We start from the raw sequence: 20515 nt of genomic DNA on the forward strand, positions 1-20515 counted from the left end.
CTTTCCTTGGGCTGGGAAGTCGGGCGGTTCAGGCGGAGGCGAGTGCCGGCTCCGCTGCGGATTCGGCCGGTTCGGCAGCCGTTGCAACGTTGGAGGTCTGGGCTGCGGCTGCCACGGCGGCCGCGACGTTGGCGGTCACGTGCGGGTCGAAGATGCTGGGAATGATATAGCTGGCATTGAGCTCATTATCATTCACGCGGTCTGCGATTGCTTCCGCCGCGGCCACCAGCATCTCGGGGGTGATGTCGCTGGCGCCCACGTCCAGGAGTCCGCGGAAGAGTCCGGGGAAGGCCAGGACGTTGTTGATCTGGTTGGGGAAGTCGCTGCGGCCGGTGGCCACTACCGCGGCGTGCCGGGACGCGATGACCGGGTCCACCTCCGGGGTGGGGTTGGCCATCGCGAACACAATGGAATCCTTCGCCATGGAGGCCACGTGCTCTTCAGCCAGGATGTTCGGGGCGGAAACGCCGATGAAGACGTCCGCGCCGACCAGGGCTTCGTGCAGGCTGCCGGAGAAACCTTCGGCGTTCGTGTTGTCAGCGATCCAGGTCCGGTGGGGATCGTTGTATGTTTCACCCTTGTGGATGGCGCCCGACCGGCCGGCGGCCACGATGTGCCGGGCGCCCTGCGCCTTGAGCAGCTGGATGATGGCAGAACCGGCGGCACCGACGCCGGACACCACGATCTTCACCTCGTCGATCTTCTTGCCCACTACGCGCAGGGCGTTGACCAGGGCAGCCAGGGTCACGATGGCCGTGCCGTGCTGGTCATCGTGGAACACCGGGATGTCCAGTTCCTCGCGCAGGCGGGCCTCGATCTCGAAGCAGCGCGGGGCGGCGATGTCCTCCAGGTTGACGCCGCCGTAGACCGGTGCCAGGAGCTTGACGGTGCGGATGATCTCCTCCGTGTCCTGGGTGTCCAGGCAGACGGGCCAGGCGTCCACGTTGGCGAACTGCTTGAACAGGGCAGCCTTGCCCTCCATGACCGGCAGGGCTGCGGCGGGGCCGATGTTGCCCAGGCCCAGCACGGCGGACCCGTCCGTGACCACCGCGACGGTGTTGCGCTTGACGGTCAGGTTGCGGGCGGCGGCAGGGTCCTCGGCGATGGCCAGGCAAACGCGGGCGACGCCGGGGGTGTAGGCCCGGGAGAGATCGTCACGGTTGCGCAGCGGCACCTTGGGAACGACCTCGAGCTTGCCGCCCAGGTGCATCAGGAACGTGCGGTCCGAAACGTGCTGGACCGTGACGCCCTCGAGTGCGTTGAGGGCGTCCTTGACGCGTGCGGCGTGGGCGTCGTCGGTGGTGTTGCAGGTGACGTCGACGACGAGGGTCTCGTGGTGGGACTCGGTGACGTCCAGGGCGGTGATGGCCGCGCCGGCTGCTCCAACGGCAGCGGCAAGTTCGCTGGTGGCGCTGAAGCTCGAGGGTGCTTCCACGCGCAGGGTGATCGAATTTCCGGGGCTGGGGTTCGCCATTGAATGTCCTCCTGTTAGGCCGGGTCCGGCATGTGCTCTGATCCGAATGTTTTCGTATTATGGATATTATTATCTACTTTATGGAAACACAACCCCTGACGAATGCGACTGCCACCGGCAACGCAAGGGGACCGGCGGTGCTGTATCTTGGGTGTTCTAAGCAACTCTTTTCACGATGCGGATAAGAGTTGTCGGATTCCGAGCCACAGGAGACAACGGAATGGCAGAAAAAGCGTCCGGCGGGGTGCAATCGGTAGAGCGCGTCTTCGAACTGCTGGAACTCATCACTGATGCCGGTGGCGACGTCACCCTCAGCGAGCTCTCGTCTTCCACCGACCTCCCGCTCCCCACCATCCACCGCCTGCTCCGCACGCTGGTGTCGCTGGGCTACATCCGCCAGCTGCCCAACCGGCGCTACGCCCTTGGCCCCCGGCTCATCCGCTTGGGTGAGGGTGCCAACAAGCAGCTCGGCGCCCTGGCCCAGCCGCAGCTGAAAGTCCTGGTGGACCGTCTGGGGGAGACCGCCAATATGGCCGTCCTGGATTCCGACATGGTGATCTACGTGTCCCAGGTCCCGTCGTTGCACTCCATGCGCATGTTTACCGAGGTTGGCCGGCGCGCCCATACCCACGCCACCGGCGTGGGCAAAGCCATCCTGGCCCAGCTCGACGACGACACGGTGCGGGGCATTGTGGCCCGCGCCGGAATGCCCACCCCCACGCCCAAGAGCATCGGCGACGTTGAAGAGCTCCTGGCCGACCTCAAGCTCATCCGCGAGCGTGGCTACTCCATCGACGAGGAGGAGCAGGAACTGGGCGTCCGCTGCTTCGCCATGGCGGTGCCCAACGCACCGACGCCCGCGGCGATCTCGGTCTCGGGCCCCGTGTCCCGGGTGGACGGAAACTTCGCGGACAAGGCGGTGCCCATCCTCCGCGAAGCGGCCGAGGCCATCTCCCGCGAGCTCAACCGCACCTGACCTTCTGAGGGGCCCACGCCCGCAGGGTACCCTTGCCGAGCTTGCGAGGTTAGGGTGCGGGTGGGGTACGACGACGGCCCGCACCTTTCGCGAAAGGTGCGGGCCGTCGTCGTACCCGCCGGTTCCCCGGCCGTCCAGGCCTAACAAGGGAACCTGCGGGTCTGGACGAATCCGGGCAGGGTCAGTGCTCTGACGCCTGCTGCGCGGACTGCACGGGGACTTCCTTGCCGTCGCAGTCGATGAGCTTGCCGTTTTCGAACCGGTCGCCTTCTGCCAGGCAGTTCAGGTCCTCGGCACGCACCAGGCGCTCGGTTCCGGCGACGAAGACGGACTGGTTGTCCGAGTTTCCGGCCCGAAGGTGATTGAAGAGAAGGTTCAGCAGGATGGCCATGACCGCGGCCGAGCTGATGCCCGAGTGGAAGATGGTGCCGAACCAGGAGGGGAACTGGTCGTAGAACGTCGGGGCGGCGATGGGGATCATGCCGAAGCCGATCGAGGCTGCCACGACGATCAGGTTCATGTTGTTCTTGTAATCCACCTTGGACAGGGTCCGGATGCCGCTGGCTGCCACCGTTCCGAAGAGGACCACGCCGGCGCCGCCCAGGACGGGGGTGGGCACGGCTGCGACCACACGCCCCAGCACGGGCAGCAGGCCAAGGACCACCAGGATCACGCCGCCGGCGCTGACCACGAACCGGCTCTTCACGCCCGTAATGGCCACCAGGCCGACGTTCTGTGCGAACGCGCTCTGGGTGAAGGAGTTGAAGAGCGGGGAGACGGCGCTGGAGAGCATATCTGCGCGCAGGCCGTTGCCGATCCGCTTGGAGTCCACTTTGGTGCCCACGATCTCGCCCACGGCGATGATGTCCGCGGAGGTCTCGGTAAGGGTCACCAGGATGACGATCAGCATGGAGATGATGGCTGCGAGTTCGAACGTGGGCGGCCCAAAGGCGAACGGGGTGGGGAAGGCGACGATTTCGCCCTGGCCTGCCTTGGAGAAATCGGCCATGCCGAAGACCACCGCGATCAGCGTGCCGAGGACCATGGCCAGCAGGATCGACAGGCGGGAAATCGCTGCGCTGCCCACTTTGCTCAAGAGCAGGACGATGCCCATGGTGGCCGCTGCCAGCCCGATGTTCGCCACGCTGCCGTAGTTCGGCGCCTTGTTGTTGCCGCCCATGGCCCAGTTGGCCGCCACCGGCATCAGCGTCAGGCCGATGGTGGTGATCACGGTGCCGGTCACCACCGGCGGGAAGAAGCGGATGATCTTCGAGAACAGCGGCGTGATCAGCAGGCCGATCAGGGAGGCCGCGATGACGGAACCAAAGACAGCCTGGATGCCGCCGCCGCCGTGGACGATTGCCACCATGGTGGAGACTCCGGCAAAGGAGACGCCCTGGACCAGGGGCAACTGGGAGCCGAAGAACGGGATGCCGACGGTCTGCAGGATGGTGGCGAGGCCACCGACGAACAGGCAGGCGGCGATGAGCAGGCCAATGTCCTGCGAGTTCATTCCTGCGGCTGCGCCGATGATCAGGGGCGGGGCGATGATGCCGCCGTACATGGTGAGGACGTGCTGGAAGCCGTAGGCAAACATGCTTCCGATGGGGAGCCGCTGGTCCTCGGGGCGGGCGGGCCGTGCGCTTTTTCCAGCGGCTGCGGCGGCCAGTTTCTTCTTGGTGTTCATGGCAGACTTTCTTGGTTCATGGCAGACGTCATCGTCTGGCTAACTGGTGTCTGGCTAACGGGTGAAGCTCAAGATGGGGCGTTGAAGCTCAAAATGGGGTGCTGCGGCGGGCCCAACCGTCGTGGATTGGGCCCGCCGCCCCTGCGAGTTGTGGTTTAGCAGAATCCGGCGATGCCGGACCAGGCTGCCGGCGCTGCGGCTGCGTCGTCGCGCTGGACGGTGGCCTCGATCAGGCCGTACGGCCGGTCGGCCGCAAAGAAGACCTCGTTGGGGTTGTCCAGGCCGAACGGCGAGAGGTCAACGAGGAAGTGGTGCTTGTTGGGCATGGAGAACTTGATCTCGTCAATTTCGCTGTGTGCCTCAAGCACCTTGGTGCCCATGTCGAACAGCGTCTGCTGCAGGGCGTGGGAATACTTCTCCGTGAAGCCTTCGAGCAGGAGGCCCTTGACGTCGTCGTAGCTCTTGTTGAAGTCGAGGGTGCTGAAGTCGGTGCCGGTCTTGAAGCGCCAGCGGGCGGAAACGTCCGTGGCCAGGATGCGGTCGGTGGTTTCCGGAAGGGTGGTGTAACGGTCCCGGGGATAGCCGACGAAGCCTGACTGCGTGGACTTCAGGACGGTCAGGTCCTTGAGTCCGGAGATCAGGTGGCTGGTGGCGCCGTCCCGGACCAGGACGGCGGTGCGGACTTCCTGGCCGTTGCGGACGAACGAGTGGTCGTGTTCGCTGCCGTGGGCCTGGATCCGGTTCCAGGCGTAGGACTCGGCTGCCCAGCGTCCCCCGGTGACCCAATCGAAGCTGGAGGTGAAGTGCTCCCCGAGGCGCAGGAGGAACGCTTCCGGTGAGCCGATGCCGTCGCGGGCAAAGGCGTAAATGGTGTTCTTCTGGGTGTCCGTGGCCACCACGTGGGCATTGTCGCCCTCCAGGTGGGCCGCGCTGAAGTCGCCGCGCAGCTGCGAGGTGACGTTCAGGTCTTCGATCTCGTGGCGGTTTGTATCCCGGGTGATCTTGACGACGCGGACTTCGGCTTTGCCGTACTGGTTTTCGCCGAGAATGATCTTGCTGCTCATGGTCTTTTCCCAATCTCCGGTAAGTGGAACCAAGGTTCCATCACTGAAATTAAGCGCGCGTTTCAAGCGCGTTTCCGGTGGTGCCGACCCAACAAAAAAGAGCCGGCATCCATTGATGCCAGCTCATTACGACCCTGCCTGCTGCTCCCAGGTTACGTGACGTGCGCCACGAGTTGCCTAACAGCGTACCCCTCCTTTGCGGTGGTGTACATCACAGGACCTAAATTTCATTTGTGACCGCGCGGGCTGTTTGCGGGAGGCGCCGGGACCCTTGACCGCTCCTCGCCGGCAGCCTAGTCTTTTCACATAGCAAAAATTGCTTTCCATAATATGAAAAAGGAGGTTCCGATGTACCAGCAGGAAAACCAGGCCCTGGCCGCCGTCCCGTCCACCGGTGCCGCGGCGCAGGACTTCTACCTTCCGCTCGGGGGAGGAATAGATCCTGATCTCTACGTTCCCGAGGACCGCCTCCACGCCACCGGCCGCATATCCCGGTGGATTCAGTCCTTGCGTACCCCGGCAGGGAAAGTGCGTAAAAGCGGTTCCCAAAGCTGAGTAGTAGCTACTCGGGACGGGCGGGGGCGATTCTTTTAGCCTTGCAGGACAGGTAGCCGGCCCTGGGGGGTGCACGCTCCGTCCATGGCCTGGCCATCGTCGTGATGCGCGAGGGAAGGACAACGATGCCACAAGCCACAGCCCGCTTGCTGCAGGTCCTGTGCTGTGTGCTGGTCGTTGCCGGGCTCTCGGGCAGCGCCATCCGACTGCAGGGCCCGCCGGAAGACTCTGCGCCCGGACAGGAGGCCTCGGTGTCCGGGTCCGCCCCGACGCAAGGTACGGAGATTCCGGACTCCACCGGTGGTGCAGCCGCCGGGCAACCGGCCGGCCCCGGCGGGGCAGACTCACCGGCAGCCCAGCCCCCGGCAGCCGTGGAACCGGACAAGCCCGGGGAAGCTGCGGCTGATGGGCCGGTGAGTGAGAGTCCGGCCCAGGGCGCCCCGGTGGTGGCCAGCAGGAGCGTCGGCCCACTCGGCCCTCCAGGGCAGTGGTCGCTGGTGCTTGATGAGGAGTTCGACACCCTCAACACCAGCCTGTGGACTCCCTACTGGTTCCGTGACTGCCATCCAGGTTCTACCAAGAACGGGGTCAAGACCTGCTCCAGCAACGTCAAGGTGGAGAACGGAAACGCTGTGCTGCAGCTGTCCGATTCCGAATCGGGCGCGTTGCTGTCCACCAATCCCAAGGACGCCGTGCCCGGCCATGTGGGCTTCCAGTACACCACCGGCTACGTTGAGGCCCGGATCTACTTTCCGGGAACCTGCTCGGAAGGCATCTACAACTGGCCTGCCTGGTGGACCACGGGCCAAAAGTATCCCGCTACCGGCGAGATCGATATCGCTGAGCCACTGCAGGGGACCATGACCACGGTCTATCATTCACCGGAGAACCACCCCGCCAAATACTTCACCGGGTGTTATGCCGGGGGCTACCACACCTACGGGGTGCACCGGAAGGCCGGCGTCAACGACATCTATTTCGACGGACGGCTCGAGTTTTCCTATCCCACCAGCGACGGCAATGCGCCGCACTACCTCCTCCTGAACGTCGGCATCTGGGCGGACCAGAAGACCCTGGGGCCGGCCGGAGCCGTCAAGGTGGACTGGGTGCGGGCCTGGCAGTAGCCACCCACCGCGTCAGGAGCCGGTCCGTCCCGGCCACTGCTTGCCCGCCCAGGGATCGTAGTCGGCGATGAGTTCTTCCTGCGGGGGCCGCCCGGATTCGGGAACATGCTGCAGGTTCACCCGTACCCGGTACCACAGCGAGCTTGAGCCACGCATCCCGTCCACCAGGATGTCGGCAGGCTGGAGGGCTTCGACGACGGCGGCGTGCCGGGACTTCCACTCATCGAGCGCTGCCAGCGCTTCCGGCTTTGTCCTGGTGCGCGCAACCTCGATCAGCGGCATGATCGATTGCCGGCGGCCGGATCCGTTGCCGCTGCGCGGAGCCTTCTCCGCCGGTCCCAATTCCCTGGCCAGCGCCAGCAGCCCGTCCAGGGATCCAACAGCTTCGTCGATGCCGGCGTGCGGGTCGCCTATTTCCGCGTACCGCCCGAGCATGGTGGGAACAGTGAACTGCCCCGGGCGGGCGGTGCGCATCTCCTCCCACGTGAGCGGGGCGGAGACCCGGGCATCCGGCAGCGGCCGGACGGAGTAGGCAGACGCGACCGTGCGGTCCTTGGCGTTCTGGTTGAAGTCCACGAAGACGCTCTCGCCGCGTTCCTCCTTCCACCAGCGTGCCGTGGCAAGGCCTGGAGCCCGGTTTTCGACTTCCCGCGCCAGGGTCTCCGCAGCCAATCGGACATCGCGGTAGGACCATTCCGGGGCGATGCGGACCAGGATGTGCAGGCCACGCGACCCGCTGGTCTTGGGCCACCCCACCAGGCCCACATCCTCCAGAACCTCCTGTGCCACGTATGCGGTGTCCACGATCTGCGACCACTCCACCCCCGGCATGGGATCCAGGTCCACCCGCAGTTCGTCCGGATGTTCGAGATCCCCCGCGCGCACCGGATGCGGGTTCAGGTCCAGGCAGCCAAGGTTGATGACCCAGGCCAGTCCGGCGGCATTGCGGATCACGGCTTCCTCTGCGGAGGTTCCGGAGGCGTAGTGCAAAGTGGTGGTGTCGATGAAGGGCGGGTGGTTTTCCGGGACGCGCTTTTGGAAGAACGGCTCGGCATCGATGCCCTTGGGGAACCGCTTCAGCACCATGGGCCGGCCGCCGGCTCCCCGCAGGGCACCATCGGCCACCGCAAGGTAGTAGCGCACCAGGTCCAGCTTGGTCAGGCCCGGCTCCGGGAACACCACCTTGTCCGGACTGGAGATCCGGACCTCGAATCCATCGATGTCGAGGACCTCGGGCGGCGTCTTTGACGGAGTCATGCCGCCACGCTAGCAGCGGCCCGGGCCGGTGTCAGCCGTTCAGCGGCCCCCGTTGACCAGGCGGCGTGCCGCTGCTGAGTGGCCGGCGATTAGCCCGGCGATGTCCAGTCCCGGAATCTGTCCGTCCACCACCCGCCACTGCCCGCCCACCATCACCCGGTCCGCGCGGTCGGCGGCGCAGAGCAGGAGGGCGGCAATGGGGTCGTGGCTGCCGGAGAAGCGCAGGTCATCCAGCGTGAACAGGGCGAGGTCCGCCTGCATGCCGGGGGCCAGTTGCCCCAGCCCGGGACGGCCCAGGACTGCGGCCGAGCCCCGGGTGGCCCAGCCCAGCGCCCGCTCCACCGGCACGTCGGCGCCGTACCTAAGCCGTTGCAGGTAGAGGGCCTGCCGGGCTTCGAGGATCATGTTGGAGGCATCGTTCGACGCCGAGCCGTCCACTCCCAGCCCTACCGGGACACCCGCGGCTTCCAGTTCCAGGACGCGCGCCGTACCCGAGGCCAGCCGCATGTTGGAGGTGGGACAGTGGGCGACGGCGGTTCCGGCCGCGCCGAGGCGCGTGATCTCGTCATCGCTGAAGTGGATGCCGTGGCCCAGCCAGGTGCGGTCCGTCAGCCAGCCCACGCTGTCCAGGTAGTCCACCGTCCGCAATCCGAACATCTCGCGGCAGAAATCTTCCTCGTCCAGGGTCTCTGCCAGGTGCGTGTGCAGCCTGACGTCCAACCGTTCAGCGAGGGCGGCGCTTTCGGCCATGATCTCCTTGGTCACCGAGAACGGCGAGCAGGGTGCCAGCGCAATCTGGATTGCCGCGTCGCTGCCGCGCTCGTGGTACTGCCCGACCAGGCGTTCGCTGTCTGCCAGCACCACCTCCGGATCCTGCACGGTGGACTGTGGCGGCAGGCCGCCGTCGTCCGTTCCGAGTGTCATGGAGCCGCGGGTCAAGGTGGCGCGCATGCCCAGCCGGCGCACTGCCGCCACCTCGATGTCGATGGCGTCCTCGAGTCCGGCCGGAAAGAGGTAGTGGTGGTCCGCAGCAGTGGTGCAGCCGGACAGCAGCAGCTCGGCAAGGGCCACCGTAGCGGCCAGTTCCAGGTCTTTCGGGGTCAGCCGCGCCCACACCGGGTACAGGTTCTGCAGCCACGGGAAGAGTGGGGCGTTGGCCACCGGACCCCACGCGCGCGTCAGGGTTTGGTAGAAGTGGTGGTGCGTGTTGATCAGCCCGGGCATGAGGACGTGGTTGCCGGCGTCGAATGTCTCCGTCCAGGGTGCGGAGGGCTGCCGGCCGGCGGCCACGACTTCGGTGATGACGCCGTCGCTGACCACTATGCCGCCGGAGGCGTCCAGGGAGTTTGCGGTGAAGGCTGCCAGCGGGTTCCGGATCCAGAGCCGGTTGCTGGATGCTGCGGGTGCGGGTGCGGGGGAGGGGGTGGTCACGGGCCGTCCTTGTCTGTGCGGAATGTGTGCGGTACATCCAGCTCAGTGAGGCCCTGTCTGCTGATCCAGGTTCCGGGTGCCATGGGCTGCCCGGCTGCCACCAGAGTAAGGAAGTCCCCAGTGCATCGTCAATGCTCCTGTTTGTGACTGCGGGCCGGGCGCGGGGGCAGTGAAAAGCCCGAAACATGGATTTCACATGGCGAAATTAAATTTCCAGAAAACTATGGCGTGGCCCACAACCGGGTGCTAATCTCGATTCTGCCAAAGGCGGGCGCCCGAACCCGGGAAGCTATCTACCAGGCGCAACTTAACCTTCACAGCACATGCTGAAGCCTGGTAACCGTTCGCACCTGGTTTTACTGGTCCTGCGCGGCAACAGGCTTCCCGGCAAAAGGAAGTCGCATCATGAGTACCACCGTCACGGCCGAACAGTTCCTGGCCCGCTCCATCAGGCTGGCAACGGCCAACGTCCTTAACAGCGGAGGCCCGTTCGGCGCCATGATCGTCACGGCGGACGGGCAGGCGTTCGATGGCGTCAACCGCGTCACCGCGGACAACGATCCCACCGCCCACGCTGAAGTCACCGCCATCCGCACCGCCTGCCGCGAACTGGGGACCTTCGACCTCAGCGGCGCCACCCTCTACACCAGTTGCGAACCGTGCCCCATGTGCCTGGCCTCCGCACTCTGGGCCCGTGTAAGCCGGGTCATTTACGCTGCGGACCGCCACGATGCCGCTTCCGTTGGCTTCGATGACGCCCTGTTCTACGAATACTTCGATAACCAGGACAGGGACTCCCTGATGCCGGTTTCCAAGCTGGCGCTGGGCGATCCCCAGGCACCCGCCCCGCTGGAGCCGTTCAACACCTGGAACACGCTCGAATCCAGGATCGACTACTAGGCCCGGCGGCTTCAATGACCATCCTGGACCATTCCCACGAGGAGCATTCGGCTCCAAACACCAGTACCTCACGGCGCTCGCCGCGCACCCCGTCAGCCGCAACGGGCACGCCCGCGCCCCCGGCGCCGGAATCCTTCCTGGACCGCTTCTTCCAGATCACGCGGCGCGGTTCCACCATTGCCCGTGAATTCCGCGGCGGCCTGGTCACCTTTTTCACCATGGCGTACATCGTCATCCTGAACCCCCTCATCCTGGGCGGCTTCAGCGCGGACAACGCTCCCACCGACGTCGCCGGCGGCTGGCTTTCCGCAGCCCAGGTAGGCGCCGTCACCGGCCTCACCGCCGGCGTCATGACCATCCTCTTCGGCCTGATCGCCAACCTGCCGTTCGGGCTGGCCGCCGGGCTGGGCATCAACTCCTTCCTGGCCGTCTCGGTGATCCAGGAGGTCACCTGGCCCGAGGCCATGGGACTGGTGGTCATCAACGGCGTCCTGATTGTCCTCTTCGGCGTCACCGGCGCCCGGACAGCCATCTTCCGGGCCGTCCCCAAGGAACTGAAGGCCGCCATCACCGTGGGCATCGGCCTGTTCATCGCCTTTATTGGCTTTGTGGACTCCGGCTTCGTCCGGCCCACCGCGGGCGGTCCGCCCGTCCAGCTGGGCGACGGCGGCTCCATCACCTCGGTGCCCACGCTCGTGTTCGTGGTCGGGCTCCTGGCCATGGGCATCCTGGTGGCACGAAAAGTCCAAGGCGGACTCCTGATAGGAATCGTCGGTACCACCGTGCTGGCCGCCGTCGTGGAAGCCATCATGAAAATCGGTCCCGCCAGCGCCACCAACCCCGGCGGCTGGCACCTGAACACCCCAGTCCTGTCCGGCCAGCTGGTGTCGGCCCCGGACCTGGGCCTGGTGGGCCAGTTCGACCTGTTCGGTTCGTTCGCCAGGATCGGCGGACTCGCGGCCACCATGCTGGTCTTCACGCTCGTCTTCACCAACTTCTTCGACGCCATGGGCACCATGACCGGCCTGGCCAAAAGCGCCGGCGTTGCCCACAAAGACGGCACCTTTCCGCGGCTGAAAGCGGCCTTCATCGTCGAAGGCTTCGGTGCCGTGGCGGGCGGGGCCACCTCCGGTTCCTCCAACACCGTCTACATCGACTCGGCCGCCGGCATCGGCGAAGGCGCCCGCACCGGCCTGGCCTCGGTGGTCACCGGCGTGCTGTTCCTCGGCTCGATGTTCCTCACCCCGCTCACCAGCGTGGTGCCGCTCGAGGTGGCTGCAGCGGCCCTGGTGGTGGTGGGCGCCATGATGATGGCCCAGATCCGCGAGATCAAGTTCACCAAGTTCACCGTGGCCCTCCCTGCCTTCCTCACCATCGTCACCATGCCGCTGAGCTACTCGATTGCCAACGGCATCGGGGTGGGCTTCGTCAGCTGGGCCGTGATCGGGGCTGCGTCCGGCAAGGCGAAGAAGATCCATCCGCTGATGTGGGTGGTGAGCGCCGGGTTCCTGGTGTACTTCGCCCGCGGACCCATCAACGCCCTGCTGGGCGGCTGAACCTGCCCCTTCCTTCCGGGGGCCGGGCCAACCCTTGGCCCGGCCCCCGGAAGGACCGACAATTGACACCACCGCCGCGGAAGAAGGAGCGACGCCATGCTTGACCTGATCACTTCGCTCGGCCCCTGGGTGCCCCGGCTCGCATCCCGGGAGTTCGCCGTGGCCACCATCGTGGCGGCTTCCGGGTCTGTGCCGCGGCCCGTGGGGACGTCCATGCTGGTCAGTGGTTCCGGCGAGGTGCTGGGGAGCCTGTCCGGCGGTTGCGTGGAAGGCGCCGTGGTGGCGCTCGCCCTGGACGCGATGGACGACGGCGTCCCGCGCCACGGGAATTTCGGTTTCAGCGCCGCCGACGCCTTCGCTGCCGGACTCACCTGCGGAGGAGAGCTGGCCGTCCAAGTCCAGCCGGTGCCGGCGGCCGTGTCCGGCGAAGCGGCGCACCCGCTCCGGGCCGCGCTGCTGCAGCTCGCCGCCCAGCACCCGGACCACCCCGTGGCGCTGGTGCGGGTGCTGGGCGCTTCGCCGGGCGCCGCCGTCGTCCTGTCTGATCCAGGTGATTTCCGCCTGGCTGCCTCGCCCGAACTGGCACGCCTGCACGGGGAACCGGCACTGCAGGTGGAATCGTTGGTACGCAGCGGCGGTGCCGGGCTGGTCCGGCTCTTACAGCCGGGCGAGTGCGCTCCGGCCAGGACCGGCGACACGCAACCTGCCGGGGAGCCGGCCATCCTGGTGGAATCCCGGCTGGCCCCGCCGCGCATGCTGGTATTTGGCGCCAACGACTTCGGCGCCGCACTGATCCCCGCAGCCAAGCTGCTGGGCTACCACGTGACCCTCGTTGATGCCCGGCCAGCCTTCGCGTCCCAGCCACGGTTCACGGCCGCGGACCAGGTGGTCACCGACTGGCCGCACCGCTACCTGGCAGCGGAAGCAGCCGCGGGCCGGACGGACAGCCGCACCGTGGCCGCCGTCCTCACCCACGACCCCAAGTTCGATATCCCCCTTCTGGAGGCCGCACTGGCCCTGGACCTCGCCTACGTGGGTGCCATGGGGTCCCGCCGGAGCCACCTCCAACGGGTTGACCAGCTGCTCGACGCGGGCGTTCCGCCGGAGCGTGTCGCCCAGCTCCACTCACCCATCGGCCTTGACCTGGGGGCGGTCACTCCGGCCGAGGTGGCGGTATCCGTCACCGCGGAACTGATCGCCGCCCGCAACCGCACAGCCAGCTGCATGCCGTTGCGGGAAACGTCCGGCACCATCCATCCCGCGCCTGTACCGGCGCCCACAGACTTCGATAAGCAGGAGATCGCATGGATATGAACACCATCGAGGCGGTGGTCCGCACCGCCGACCCCGCGCAGTGGCGCGACGGCGACGCCTGGCTTGCCGGCGGAACGGTCCTCTTCTCCTACGGCAGCTACGCGTTTGGCCCGCAGCCGCTCAAACGGCTGCTGGACCTCGGCAACGCCGGCTGGACGCCCATCACCGTCACAGCAGACGGGATTGAGCTTGCCGCCACGTGCACAATCGCGCAGCTGTACGCCCTGCCCGGTTCCCCGGACGTGTCCGGCCGTACCTGGCCCGGGCTGGACCTGGTCCGCGCATGCTGCGATTCGTTCGTGGCGTCCTTCAAGATATGGAACATGTCCACCGTGGGCGGGAACCTCTGCACCTCGCTGCCCGCCGGGCCGGTCATCTCGCTCTGTGCCGGCCTGGACGGCACAGCCACCATCCTCACGCCCGGGGGCGGTACCCGGACGGTGCCTGTGGCGGAGTTCGTCACCGGCGATGCGAAAAACTGCCTGGCACCCGGCGAGCTGCTCCGCAGCGTCCACCTGCCGGCGTCGGCCCTTTCCGCCCGGGTGGCGTTCCGGCGCCTGTCCCTGAGCAACCTGGGCCGGTCCGGGGTGCTGCTCATCGGCAGGCTCGACGGCGGAACCTCCCTCACCCTGACCGTCACCGCCGCCACCAAGCGGCCGGTGCAGCTGCGCTTCGACACGCTCCCGGAAGCGGACCGGCTGGACGCCGCCCTGGACGACACCATCCCCGCGGAGCTCTACCACGACGATATCCACGGGCTCCCTGGCTGGCGCCGGGACATGACCTACCGGCTGGCCGAAGAAATCCGGGCCGAACTGGCGGCGCCCGGCGGGGCACCCGATATCCCTGTCTCCGGCGACTTCTGGCCGCCCCGGGCCGGACACACATCGGCCACCGGACCCACCGCACCTTCGAAAGGGGCCTGACCATGGCCATCGACATCAACGGCAGCCCCGCCGGCGCGGACCCGCGCCCGGGCCAGTGCCTGCGCACGTTCCTGCGGGAGCAGGGCAACACCGGCGTCAAAAAGGGCTGCGACGGCGGCGATTGCGGTGCCTGCACCGTGCACGTGGACGGCACTCCGGTCCACAGCTGCATCTACCCGGCCGTTCGCGCCGAGGGGCACTCGGTCACCACCATCGAGGGACTGGCAGCCGTCACCGGCGTCCCGGATGGGGTGCTGCACCCGGTCCAGGAGCAGTTCATGGAACGCCAGGGCTTCCAGTGCGGCTTCTGCACCGCGGGCATGGTCATGACCGCGGCGACATTCGATGCGGACCAAAAGGAGAACCTGCCCCGCAACCTGAAAGGCAACCTCTGCCGGTGCACCGGGTACCGCGCCATCGCCGACGCGGTCTGCGGGGACGCCGGCCACCCGGACCCCGCCGGCCGGGGCTCCGGGATCGCCGGGGAGGGTCAGCCCGACCCCGAACCCGGCCGGTTGGGCGACGACGTTCCGGCCCCGGCCAGCCGGGCCGTGGTCACGGGCGCTGCCCGCTACACCCTGGACCTCCCGAGCGACCAGCAGCAGGCACTGCTGCACCTGAAGATCCTGCGCTCGCCGCACGCCCACGCCCGGGTGGTGTCCATTAACACGGACGCAGCCCTGAACGTACCGGGGGTGGTAGCCGTCTTCACCCACGAGGACGCACCGGAGCAGCTGTTCTCCACCGCCCAGCACGAACTCTTCACTGACGACCCCGATGACACCCGCGTGCTCGATGACGTGGTGCGCTTCATCGGACAGCGCGTTGCCGCCGTCGTTGCCGACTCGGTGGGCGCCGCGGAAGCCGGAGTCCGGGCGCTGAAGGTTGAATATGAGGAACTGCCCGCCGTCTTTTCCCCACAGGAGGCCCTGCGCCCCGGCGCGCCGTTGGTCCATGGGGACAAGGACGGCAGCGCGTCCCGCATTGCCCGGCCGGACGGCAACGTGGTGGCGGAGCTGCACTCGGAGCTGGGGAGCGTGGCCAGCGGTTTCGCTGCCGCAGATTTCATTCATGAACAGACCTACCAGACCCAGCGGGTGCAGCATGTGGCGCTGGAAACGCACGCGGCCATTGCTTCGGTGGATGACGAGGGCCGTCTGCAGGTCCGCACGTCCAGCCAGGTCCCGTTCCTGGTCCGCCGCACACTGTGCAGGGTATTTGGCCTGCCGGAAGACAAGGTGCATGTGGTGGCCGGCCGCGTCGGCGGTGGATTCGGCGGCAAGCAGGAAGTCCTCACCGAGGACCTCGTAGCGCTCGCGGCCCTGAAACTGAAGCGGCCCGTCCAGTTGGAGCTGACCCGCACCGAGCAGTTCGCCGCCACCACCACACGGCATCCCTTCACCATCAAGCTGAAAGCCGGAGCCAGCAGGGAGGGGCGGCTGACCGCACTCGAGCTGGATGTGGTGACGAATACCGGCGCGTACGGCAACCACGGACCGGGCGTCATGTTCCACGGCTGCGGCGAATCCCTGGCCGTGTACAACTGTGCCAACAAGAAAGTGGACGCGCATTCGGTGTACACCAACACCGTGCCGGCCGGGGCGTTCCGCGGGTACGGGCTGAGCCAGATGATCTTCGCCATCGAGTCCGCCATGGACGAGCTCGCTGCCGGGATCGGTATGGATCCGCTGGAATTCCGCCGGCTGAACATGGTCCGCGAAGGGGATCACATGCTCTCCACCCAGCCGGACCCGGAGGAGGACGTCCACTACGGCAGCTACGGCCTGAACCAGTGCCTTGACCTGGTCCGGGACGCCCTGGACCGTGGCAAGGCCCGGTACCGGGAGGCCGGCCTGGACGATCAGGGCCCGGACTGGATGGTGGGTGAAGGCGCCGCCCTGTCAATGATCGACACCGTCCCGCCGCGCGGCCACTTTGCCCACTCCCACGTCCGGCTCCTGCCGGACGGAACGTACCAGGCCGACGTCGGAACCGCCGAGTTCGGCAACGGCACCACCACTGTGCACGCCCAGCTCGCCGCCACGGCGCTGTCCACGGAGGCGTCCAGGGTGGCGGTGCGGCAGTCCGACACCGACCTGGTGGAGCACGATACCGGTGCGTTCGGTTCCGCCGGCACCGTGGTTGCGGGGAAGGCGACCCTGGCGGCAGCGGAAGAGCTGGCTGTCCGGATCCGTGCCTTCGCCGCAGGGATCAGGCAGACGCAGGCGTCGGCCTGCGTCCTCGACGGCGATGCCGTGGTGGTGGACGGCACTCCCGTGGCACTGGCTGAACTGGCGCAGGCCGCTGCGGATGCCGGCGTCGAACTTGCTGCCGAGGGGCGCTGGGGCGGTACGCCGCGGTCCGTCGCGTTCAATGTGCATGGCTTCCGGGTGGCGGTGAACCGCGCCACCGGCGAGCTGAGGATCCTGCAAAGCGTTCAGGCTGCGGACGCCGGAGTGGTGGTCAATCCGCGCCAGTGCCGGGGACAGATTGAGGGCGGGATTGCCCAGGCGCTGGGTGCCACGCTGTATGAGGAAGTGGTGGTGGACGACGCCGGGAAGGTCACCACTGACATCCTGCGGCAGTATCACATTCCTACGTTCGCGGACGTGCCGCGCAGCGAGGTGTACTTCGCGGACACCAATGACAAGATGGGGCCGCTGGGGGCCAAATCCATGAGCGAAAGCCCATTCAATCCGGTGGCTCCGGCGCTGGCCAACGCCATCCGGCACGCGACGGGAGTGCGGTTCGCGTCCCTGCCGATCGCGCGTGACCGGATTTACCTGGGCCTGAAGGACGCTGGGCTGGTACCGGTGAAGGAGGTCGTTACCCGCTGATGCCGGTGTAGCCTGTGCCCCATGACTGGCTCTGCGGCGGTGGATGAAGACGGGAGTACGGCTGGTACCAGCCCGGCCCGGGCGGGCGAAGCCGCCGCCGAGACCGTGGTGGACCGGCTGTTCTTCACCTTCAGCGGCCTGAGCTGCATCTGGTTTGCGGTGGTGCTCCTGCAGTCCAGCCTGGAATGGGGCCACATCTGGTTTCTGGCGGTGTTCTGGGCGGCCCTGGCCTATCTGGTGCTGCCCCGCCTGCACCGCATCCTTACCCGGATCTACCTGCCGGACTATTTCATCGGCCGGTCGCGCACCAGCGACGGGTTGCTGGGGGACCCGGTCAACGTTGCCGTCCTGGGCAGTGGCGGGCAGATCCATGCCGTCATGGGAAAGGCCAAGTGGACGCTCGCCGATCCGGTCACTGCCGCATCCAGCCGCCGGATCATTACCTCGACTTTGACCCGCCGCAGCTACGACGAAGCGCCTGTGAGCCCGTTGTTCCTGTTTGGCCGGCAGCAGGATTTCGCCTATCAGCAGGAAGTGGACGGCAACCCGGGGAAGCGGCACCACATCAGGTTCTGGAAGGCGCCCCCGGGATGGCTGCTGCCCGGAGGGATCCCAGTGGACTGGCTGGCGGCCGGAACCTACGACCGCGCCGTGGGCCTTTCGCTGTTTACGCTGCAGGTCACGCATAAAATCGCGGCGGGCATCGATGCTGAACGGGACTATGTGGTGGAGTCCATCCGCTCCGCTGCGCCTGAGGCCCGGGTCAGGATCATCAAGGATTTTTCCACCGGATACCACTCCCGGAACGGGGGCGGGGACAGCATCATCACCGATGGCGACCTGCCCATCGTGGACCTCACCGGCGTTCCGGCCCCGGACTTCGCGCCCGCCATACTGCAGGACCCGCGTGCCACACGCCCGTTGCCCACGTTGTTCGGCGCTGTCCTGGTTGCCTGCAGGGGCTTCGCGGCCCTGTTCCTGACCTTCGCCCTGGCAGTAGCCGCAACCGATGGGTCCCTGGCCGGGCCGCTCCTGGGTACCACGCCCACGCCTGATGTTTCAGCGGCGCTGGCTCCAGCCGCCGTCGTGATGGGGCTCTTCGCCCTCACCGAATTCCTCCTTGCCTGGTTCATCTCCCGTGGCGGGAACCGGGCCCGCGTAACTGCCATGACCCTCGGCGCCCTGTCCATCACTGCCCAGTTCATCGCCACCCTTTCGGGTGGCCCGGCCATCACTTTGGCCACCACACTGGTCAGCTTTTCGCTGGACATCCTGCTGATCCTTGCCCTGTCCAGCGAACGTGCCCGGATGTTTGCCCGGAGCCGGTCCGGAAGCCTCAGGCGCTCTGTGGATCCGGGCCCGCTGCCTTCGCCGGCCGCATAAAGCCCCCGGGCAACTCACCTCGGCCAATTCACCCTGCCATGGACGCACGCAATATAGTCGGGGGATGGAACAGCGGATTTTAGGCAAGACCGGACGGAATGTGTCCATCGTGGGGCTCGGCACCTGGCAGCTCGGCGCGGACTGGGGCAACGTTGACCCGGCACAGGCGCAGGCCATCCTGGCGGCTTCCGTAGAGGCGGGAGTCACCTTTTTTGATACCGCTGACGTCTACGGTGACGGACGCAGCGAACAGGCCATCGGGAAGTTCCTCGCTGACAACCCCGGCGCCGGCGTTACCGTTGCCACCAAGATGGGCCGCCGTATGGAACAGCGGCCGGAAAACTACACCCTGGCCAACTTCCGCCAGTGGGTGGACCGTTCCAGGAAGAACCTCGGCACGGACACGCTGGACCTTGTCCAGCTCCACTGCCCGCCCACGCCCGTGTACAGCACCAATGAGGTCTACGACGCGCTGGACACCCTGGTGTCCGAAGGGGCCATCCGCAACTACGGCGTATCCGTGGAGCGGACCGACGAAGCCCTGGAAGCCATCCGCCACGACGGAACCGCCTCAGTCCAGATCATCCTGAACGCCTTCCGGCTAAAGCCCCTGGATGAGGTGCTGCCGGCCGCCAAAGCTGCAGGCGTGGGCATCATCGCCCGCGTTCCGCTGGCATCGGGCCTGCTGTCCGGCAAGTATTCAAAGGACACCGCGTTCGCAGAGAATGACCACCGGAATTACAACCGCAAGGGCGAGGCCTTCGACGTCGGGGAAACCTTCTCCGGCGTGGATTACGAGCTGGGCCTGAAGGCCGTGGCGGAGTTCGAACAACTGGTACCCGAGGGCGCAACCACCGCACAGGCAGCCATCGCCTGGATCGCCGCGCAGGATGGAGTCACCAGCGTGATTCCAGGCGCCCGCAACGTGGAACAGGCCCGTGCCAACGCTGCCGCTGCCGGTGTCAGCATCGGTAAAGAGTTCGACGACGGCGTCCGCTGGATCTACGACCACTACTTCCGCGAAGCCATCCACCGGCGCTGGTAGCCGGTACCCCCGGGAGCACGCCGGTGACTGATTCCGTTCACGGTTTCGTTGAGCGGCTTGCCGCCGTGGAGCTGGGGCCTTCCTGCACCAACTTCTTCGACCAAACGGTTCCCGGGAATGCGGTTCGCCGGCAGAACCTGGAGCTGTACCTGGAGGAGATGCTGGAACGGCGGCCGAAGGTGCTGCTGGTGGGGGAGGCGCCCGGCTTCAGGGGCATGCGGATCACCGGGGTGCCCTTCACCAACAGGGTCATCCTGGGAGGGTCCGCCAACAGCTTCGGGCTCTTCGGCCCCGGCAAGGGCTACGTGCTGCCGCCCGACGCTGCAGGGGTAGCCGCCGAGCCAACCGCCACCGTGCTCTGGCAAGTCCTGGAAGAAGTGGAGTTCCTGCCGCTGCTGTGGAGTGCTTTTCCCTGGCACACCCACAAGCCGGGGCAGCTGTTGTCCAACCGCACGCCCAGGCCGTCCGAAACCAAGCTCGGCACGCCTTTCTGGCAGGAACTGGCGGAGCTGTTCGGAGTCACCTCCATTGTCGCGGTGGGCAACGTCGCCCAGCACAGCCTGCAGCGCAGTGGCCTGTCCGCGCCAAAAATCCGGCACCCGGCCCATGGAGGGCGGTCCGGCTTCAAACAGGGTCTTGAGCAGTTGTTGGAAAATGGGATGCAGGACTGAACTGACGTCTTCACGGCCAGAATGTCGTACCCCCTTGTCATGATTGTTTTATGGGAAAGGCAGCGGTAACCAGGGCTTATTCGGACATCCGTGCTGCCCTTGCTGTGCTGGTTGCTGAGGTTGATGGTGCCGGGGTGGAGCCGTTTTCCGGTGCTGACCCTCTGGCTGGTTTGTTGGATGGTTGCCTGGAGATTCTGGCGGGTTGCCGTGAGGTGGAAGCCGGGATTGCAGCGGTGAAGGCGAAGGCCGCGGTAGCGTACGCGGAGAGCGCCCATGGTGTTGCGGGGCCGGGCGTGCCGGTTGGGGTGCAGGAGA

At 66.7% G+C, this 20515-nt stretch carries 16 protein-coding genes and 1 pseudogene; 12 read left to right on the forward strand and 5 right to left on the reverse strand.

The features are described 5' to 3' along the window. Positions 1 to 28: 28 nt before the first annotated feature. The gene (locus HNO81_RS10780; protein WP_175318123.1) at positions 29 to 1474 is read right to left on the reverse strand and encodes an NAD-dependent malic enzyme; all 1446 of its coding nucleotides are present in this window, start codon (positions 1472 to 1474) and stop codon (positions 29 to 31) included. Between the two features lie 220 nt (positions 1475 to 1694). On the opposite strand from HNO81_RS10780, the gene HNO81_RS10785 reads away from it, so the two are divergent. Further along, positions 1695 to 2450 (forward strand): IclR family transcriptional regulator, encoded by a 756-nt coding sequence (locus tag HNO81_RS10785; protein ID WP_175318124.1) that lies wholly within the window; start codon positions 1695 to 1697, stop codon positions 2448 to 2450. Positions 2451 to 2631: 181 nt separating this feature from the next. Here the strand turns inward: HNO81_RS10785 and HNO81_RS10790 are convergent, their stop codons facing one another. Both HNO81_RS10790 and pucL read right to left on the reverse strand, forming a co-directional pair. Further along, positions 2632 to 4137 carry a nucleobase:cation symporter-2 family protein gene (locus HNO81_RS10790; protein ID WP_175318125.1) on the reverse strand — a complete coding sequence of 502 codons (1506 nt, stop codon included), beginning with the start codon at positions 4135 to 4137 and terminating at the stop codon, positions 2632 to 2634. Positions 4138 to 4292: 155 nt separating this feature from the next. Then, the gene (gene pucL, locus HNO81_RS10795) at positions 4293 to 5201 is read right to left on the reverse strand and encodes a factor-independent urate hydroxylase (RefSeq protein WP_175318126.1); all 909 of its coding nucleotides are present in this window, start codon (positions 5199 to 5201) and stop codon (positions 4293 to 4295) included. A 348-nt stretch (positions 5202 to 5549) separates the two neighbouring features. Between pucL and HNO81_RS10800 the strand changes: the two genes are divergently transcribed. Next, positions 5550 to 5756 carry a hypothetical protein gene (locus HNO81_RS10800; protein WP_175318127.1) on the forward strand — a complete coding sequence of 69 codons (207 nt, stop codon included), beginning with the start codon at positions 5550 to 5552 and terminating at the stop codon, positions 5754 to 5756. Positions 5757 to 5881: 125 nt separating this feature from the next. Then, positions 5882 to 6880 carry a family 16 glycosylhydrolase gene (locus tag HNO81_RS10805; protein ID WP_175318128.1) on the forward strand — a complete coding sequence of 333 codons (999 nt, stop codon included), beginning with the start codon at positions 5882 to 5884 and terminating at the stop codon, positions 6878 to 6880. Positions 6881 to 6892: 12 nt separating this feature from the next. Here HNO81_RS10805 and ligD read toward each other — a convergent pair whose 3' ends face one another. Both ligD and HNO81_RS10815 read right to left on the reverse strand, forming a co-directional pair. After that, the gene (gene ligD / locus HNO81_RS10810; RefSeq protein ID WP_175318129.1) at positions 6893 to 8137 is read right to left on the reverse strand and encodes a non-homologous end-joining DNA ligase; all 1245 of its coding nucleotides are present in this window, start codon (positions 8135 to 8137) and stop codon (positions 6893 to 6895) included. Positions 8138 to 8176: 39 nt separating this feature from the next. Beyond that, on the reverse strand, positions 8177 to 9568 hold the full coding sequence (locus HNO81_RS10815; protein WP_175318130.1) for an 8-oxoguanine deaminase: 1392 nt from the start codon (positions 9566 to 9568) through the stop codon (positions 8177 to 8179). Between the two features lie 405 nt (positions 9569 to 9973). Here HNO81_RS10815 and HNO81_RS10820 point away from each other — a divergent pair, with 405 nt between their 5' ends. The 9 genes and pseudogenes from HNO81_RS10820 to HNO81_RS10860 form a co-directional block, all read left to right on the forward strand. Further along, positions 9974 to 10468, forward strand: a complete 495-nt coding sequence (locus HNO81_RS10820) for a nucleoside deaminase (RefSeq protein WP_175318131.1) — start codon at positions 9974 to 9976, stop codon at positions 10466 to 10468. 14 nt (positions 10469 to 10482) lie between these two features. Next, positions 10483 to 12024 carry an NCS2 family permease gene (locus HNO81_RS10825; RefSeq protein WP_175318132.1) on the forward strand — a complete coding sequence of 514 codons (1542 nt, stop codon included), beginning with the start codon at positions 10483 to 10485 and terminating at the stop codon, positions 12022 to 12024. Between the two features lie 96 nt (positions 12025 to 12120). Beyond that, positions 12121 to 13338, forward strand: a complete 1218-nt coding sequence (locus HNO81_RS10830) for an XdhC family protein (RefSeq protein ID WP_175318133.1) — start codon at positions 12121 to 12123, stop codon at positions 13336 to 13338. After that, on the forward strand, positions 13329 to 14264 hold the full coding sequence (locus tag HNO81_RS10835; RefSeq protein WP_175318134.1) for a xanthine dehydrogenase family protein subunit M: 936 nt from the start codon (positions 13329 to 13331) through the stop codon (positions 14262 to 14264). Before HNO81_RS10830 ends, HNO81_RS10835 begins: the two co-directional genes overlap by 10 nt. A gap of 2 nt (positions 14265 to 14266) precedes the next feature. Next, complete coding sequence (locus HNO81_RS10840) at positions 14267 to 17101, forward strand: molybdopterin-dependent oxidoreductase (protein ID WP_175318135.1); 2835 nt, start codon at positions 14267 to 14269, stop codon at positions 17099 to 17101. A gap of 21 nt (positions 17102 to 17122) precedes the next feature. Continuing rightward, positions 17123 to 18484, forward strand: a complete 1362-nt coding sequence (locus HNO81_RS10845) for an LssY C-terminal domain-containing protein (RefSeq protein WP_175318136.1) — start codon at positions 17123 to 17125, stop codon at positions 18482 to 18484. 64 nt (positions 18485 to 18548) lie between these two features. Then, a complete protein-coding gene (locus HNO81_RS10850) occupies positions 18549 to 19529 on the forward strand; it encodes an aldo/keto reductase (protein WP_175318137.1) in 981 nt (326 codons plus the stop codon). A 23-nt stretch (positions 19530 to 19552) separates the two neighbouring features. Further along, positions 19553 to 20200 carry a uracil-DNA glycosylase gene (locus tag HNO81_RS10855; protein WP_175318138.1) on the forward strand — a complete coding sequence of 216 codons (648 nt, stop codon included), beginning with the start codon at positions 19553 to 19555 and terminating at the stop codon, positions 20198 to 20200. Between the two features lie 50 nt (positions 20201 to 20250). Continuing rightward, a pseudogene (locus HNO81_RS10860) lies at positions 20251 to 20515 on the forward strand (endonuclease); the annotation flags it as partial.

Source organism: Pseudarthrobacter sp. C4D7 (assembly GCF_013359725.1).
GTDB lineage: Bacteria > Actinomycetota > Actinomycetes > Actinomycetales > Micrococcaceae > Arthrobacter.

Bases quoted from the DNA above. Each gene is read 5' to 3' on its own strand.
- HNO81_RS10780 (WP_175318123.1), bottom strand. From the start codon at position 1,474: ATGGCGAACCCCAGCCCCGGAAATTCGATCACCCTGCGCGTGGAAGCA.
- HNO81_RS10785 (WP_175318124.1), top strand. From the start codon at position 1,695: ATGGCAGAAAAAGCGTCCGGCGGGGTGCAATCGGTAGAGCGCGTCTTC.
- HNO81_RS10790 (WP_175318125.1), bottom strand. From the start codon at position 4,137: ATGAACACCAAGAAGAAACTGGCCGCCGCAGCCGCTGGAAAAAGCGCA.
- pucL (WP_175318126.1), bottom strand. From the start codon at position 5,201: ATGAGCAGCAAGATCATTCTCGGCGAAAACCAGTACGGCAAAGCCGAA.
- HNO81_RS10800 (WP_175318127.1), top strand. From the start codon at position 5,550: ATGTACCAGCAGGAAAACCAGGCCCTGGCCGCCGTCCCGTCCACCGGT.
- HNO81_RS10805 (WP_175318128.1), top strand. From the start codon at position 5,882: ATGCCACAAGCCACAGCCCGCTTGCTGCAGGTCCTGTGCTGTGTGCTG.
- ligD (WP_175318129.1), bottom strand. From the start codon at position 8,137: ATGACTCCGTCAAAGACGCCGCCCGAGGTCCTCGACATCGATGGATTC.
- HNO81_RS10820 (WP_175318131.1), top strand. From the start codon at position 9,974: ATGAGTACCACCGTCACGGCCGAACAGTTCCTGGCCCGCTCCATCAGG.
- HNO81_RS10825 (WP_175318132.1), top strand. From the start codon at position 10,483: ATGACCATCCTGGACCATTCCCACGAGGAGCATTCGGCTCCAAACACC.
- HNO81_RS10830 (WP_175318133.1), top strand. From the start codon at position 12,121: ATGCTTGACCTGATCACTTCGCTCGGCCCCTGGGTGCCCCGGCTCGCA.
- HNO81_RS10835 (WP_175318134.1), top strand. From the start codon at position 13,329: ATGGATATGAACACCATCGAGGCGGTGGTCCGCACCGCCGACCCCGCG.
- HNO81_RS10840 (WP_175318135.1), top strand. From the start codon at position 14,267: ATGGCCATCGACATCAACGGCAGCCCCGCCGGCGCGGACCCGCGCCCG.
- HNO81_RS10845 (WP_175318136.1), top strand. From the start codon at position 17,123: ATGACTGGCTCTGCGGCGGTGGATGAAGACGGGAGTACGGCTGGTACC.
- HNO81_RS10850 (WP_175318137.1), top strand. From the start codon at position 18,549: ATGGAACAGCGGATTTTAGGCAAGACCGGACGGAATGTGTCCATCGTG.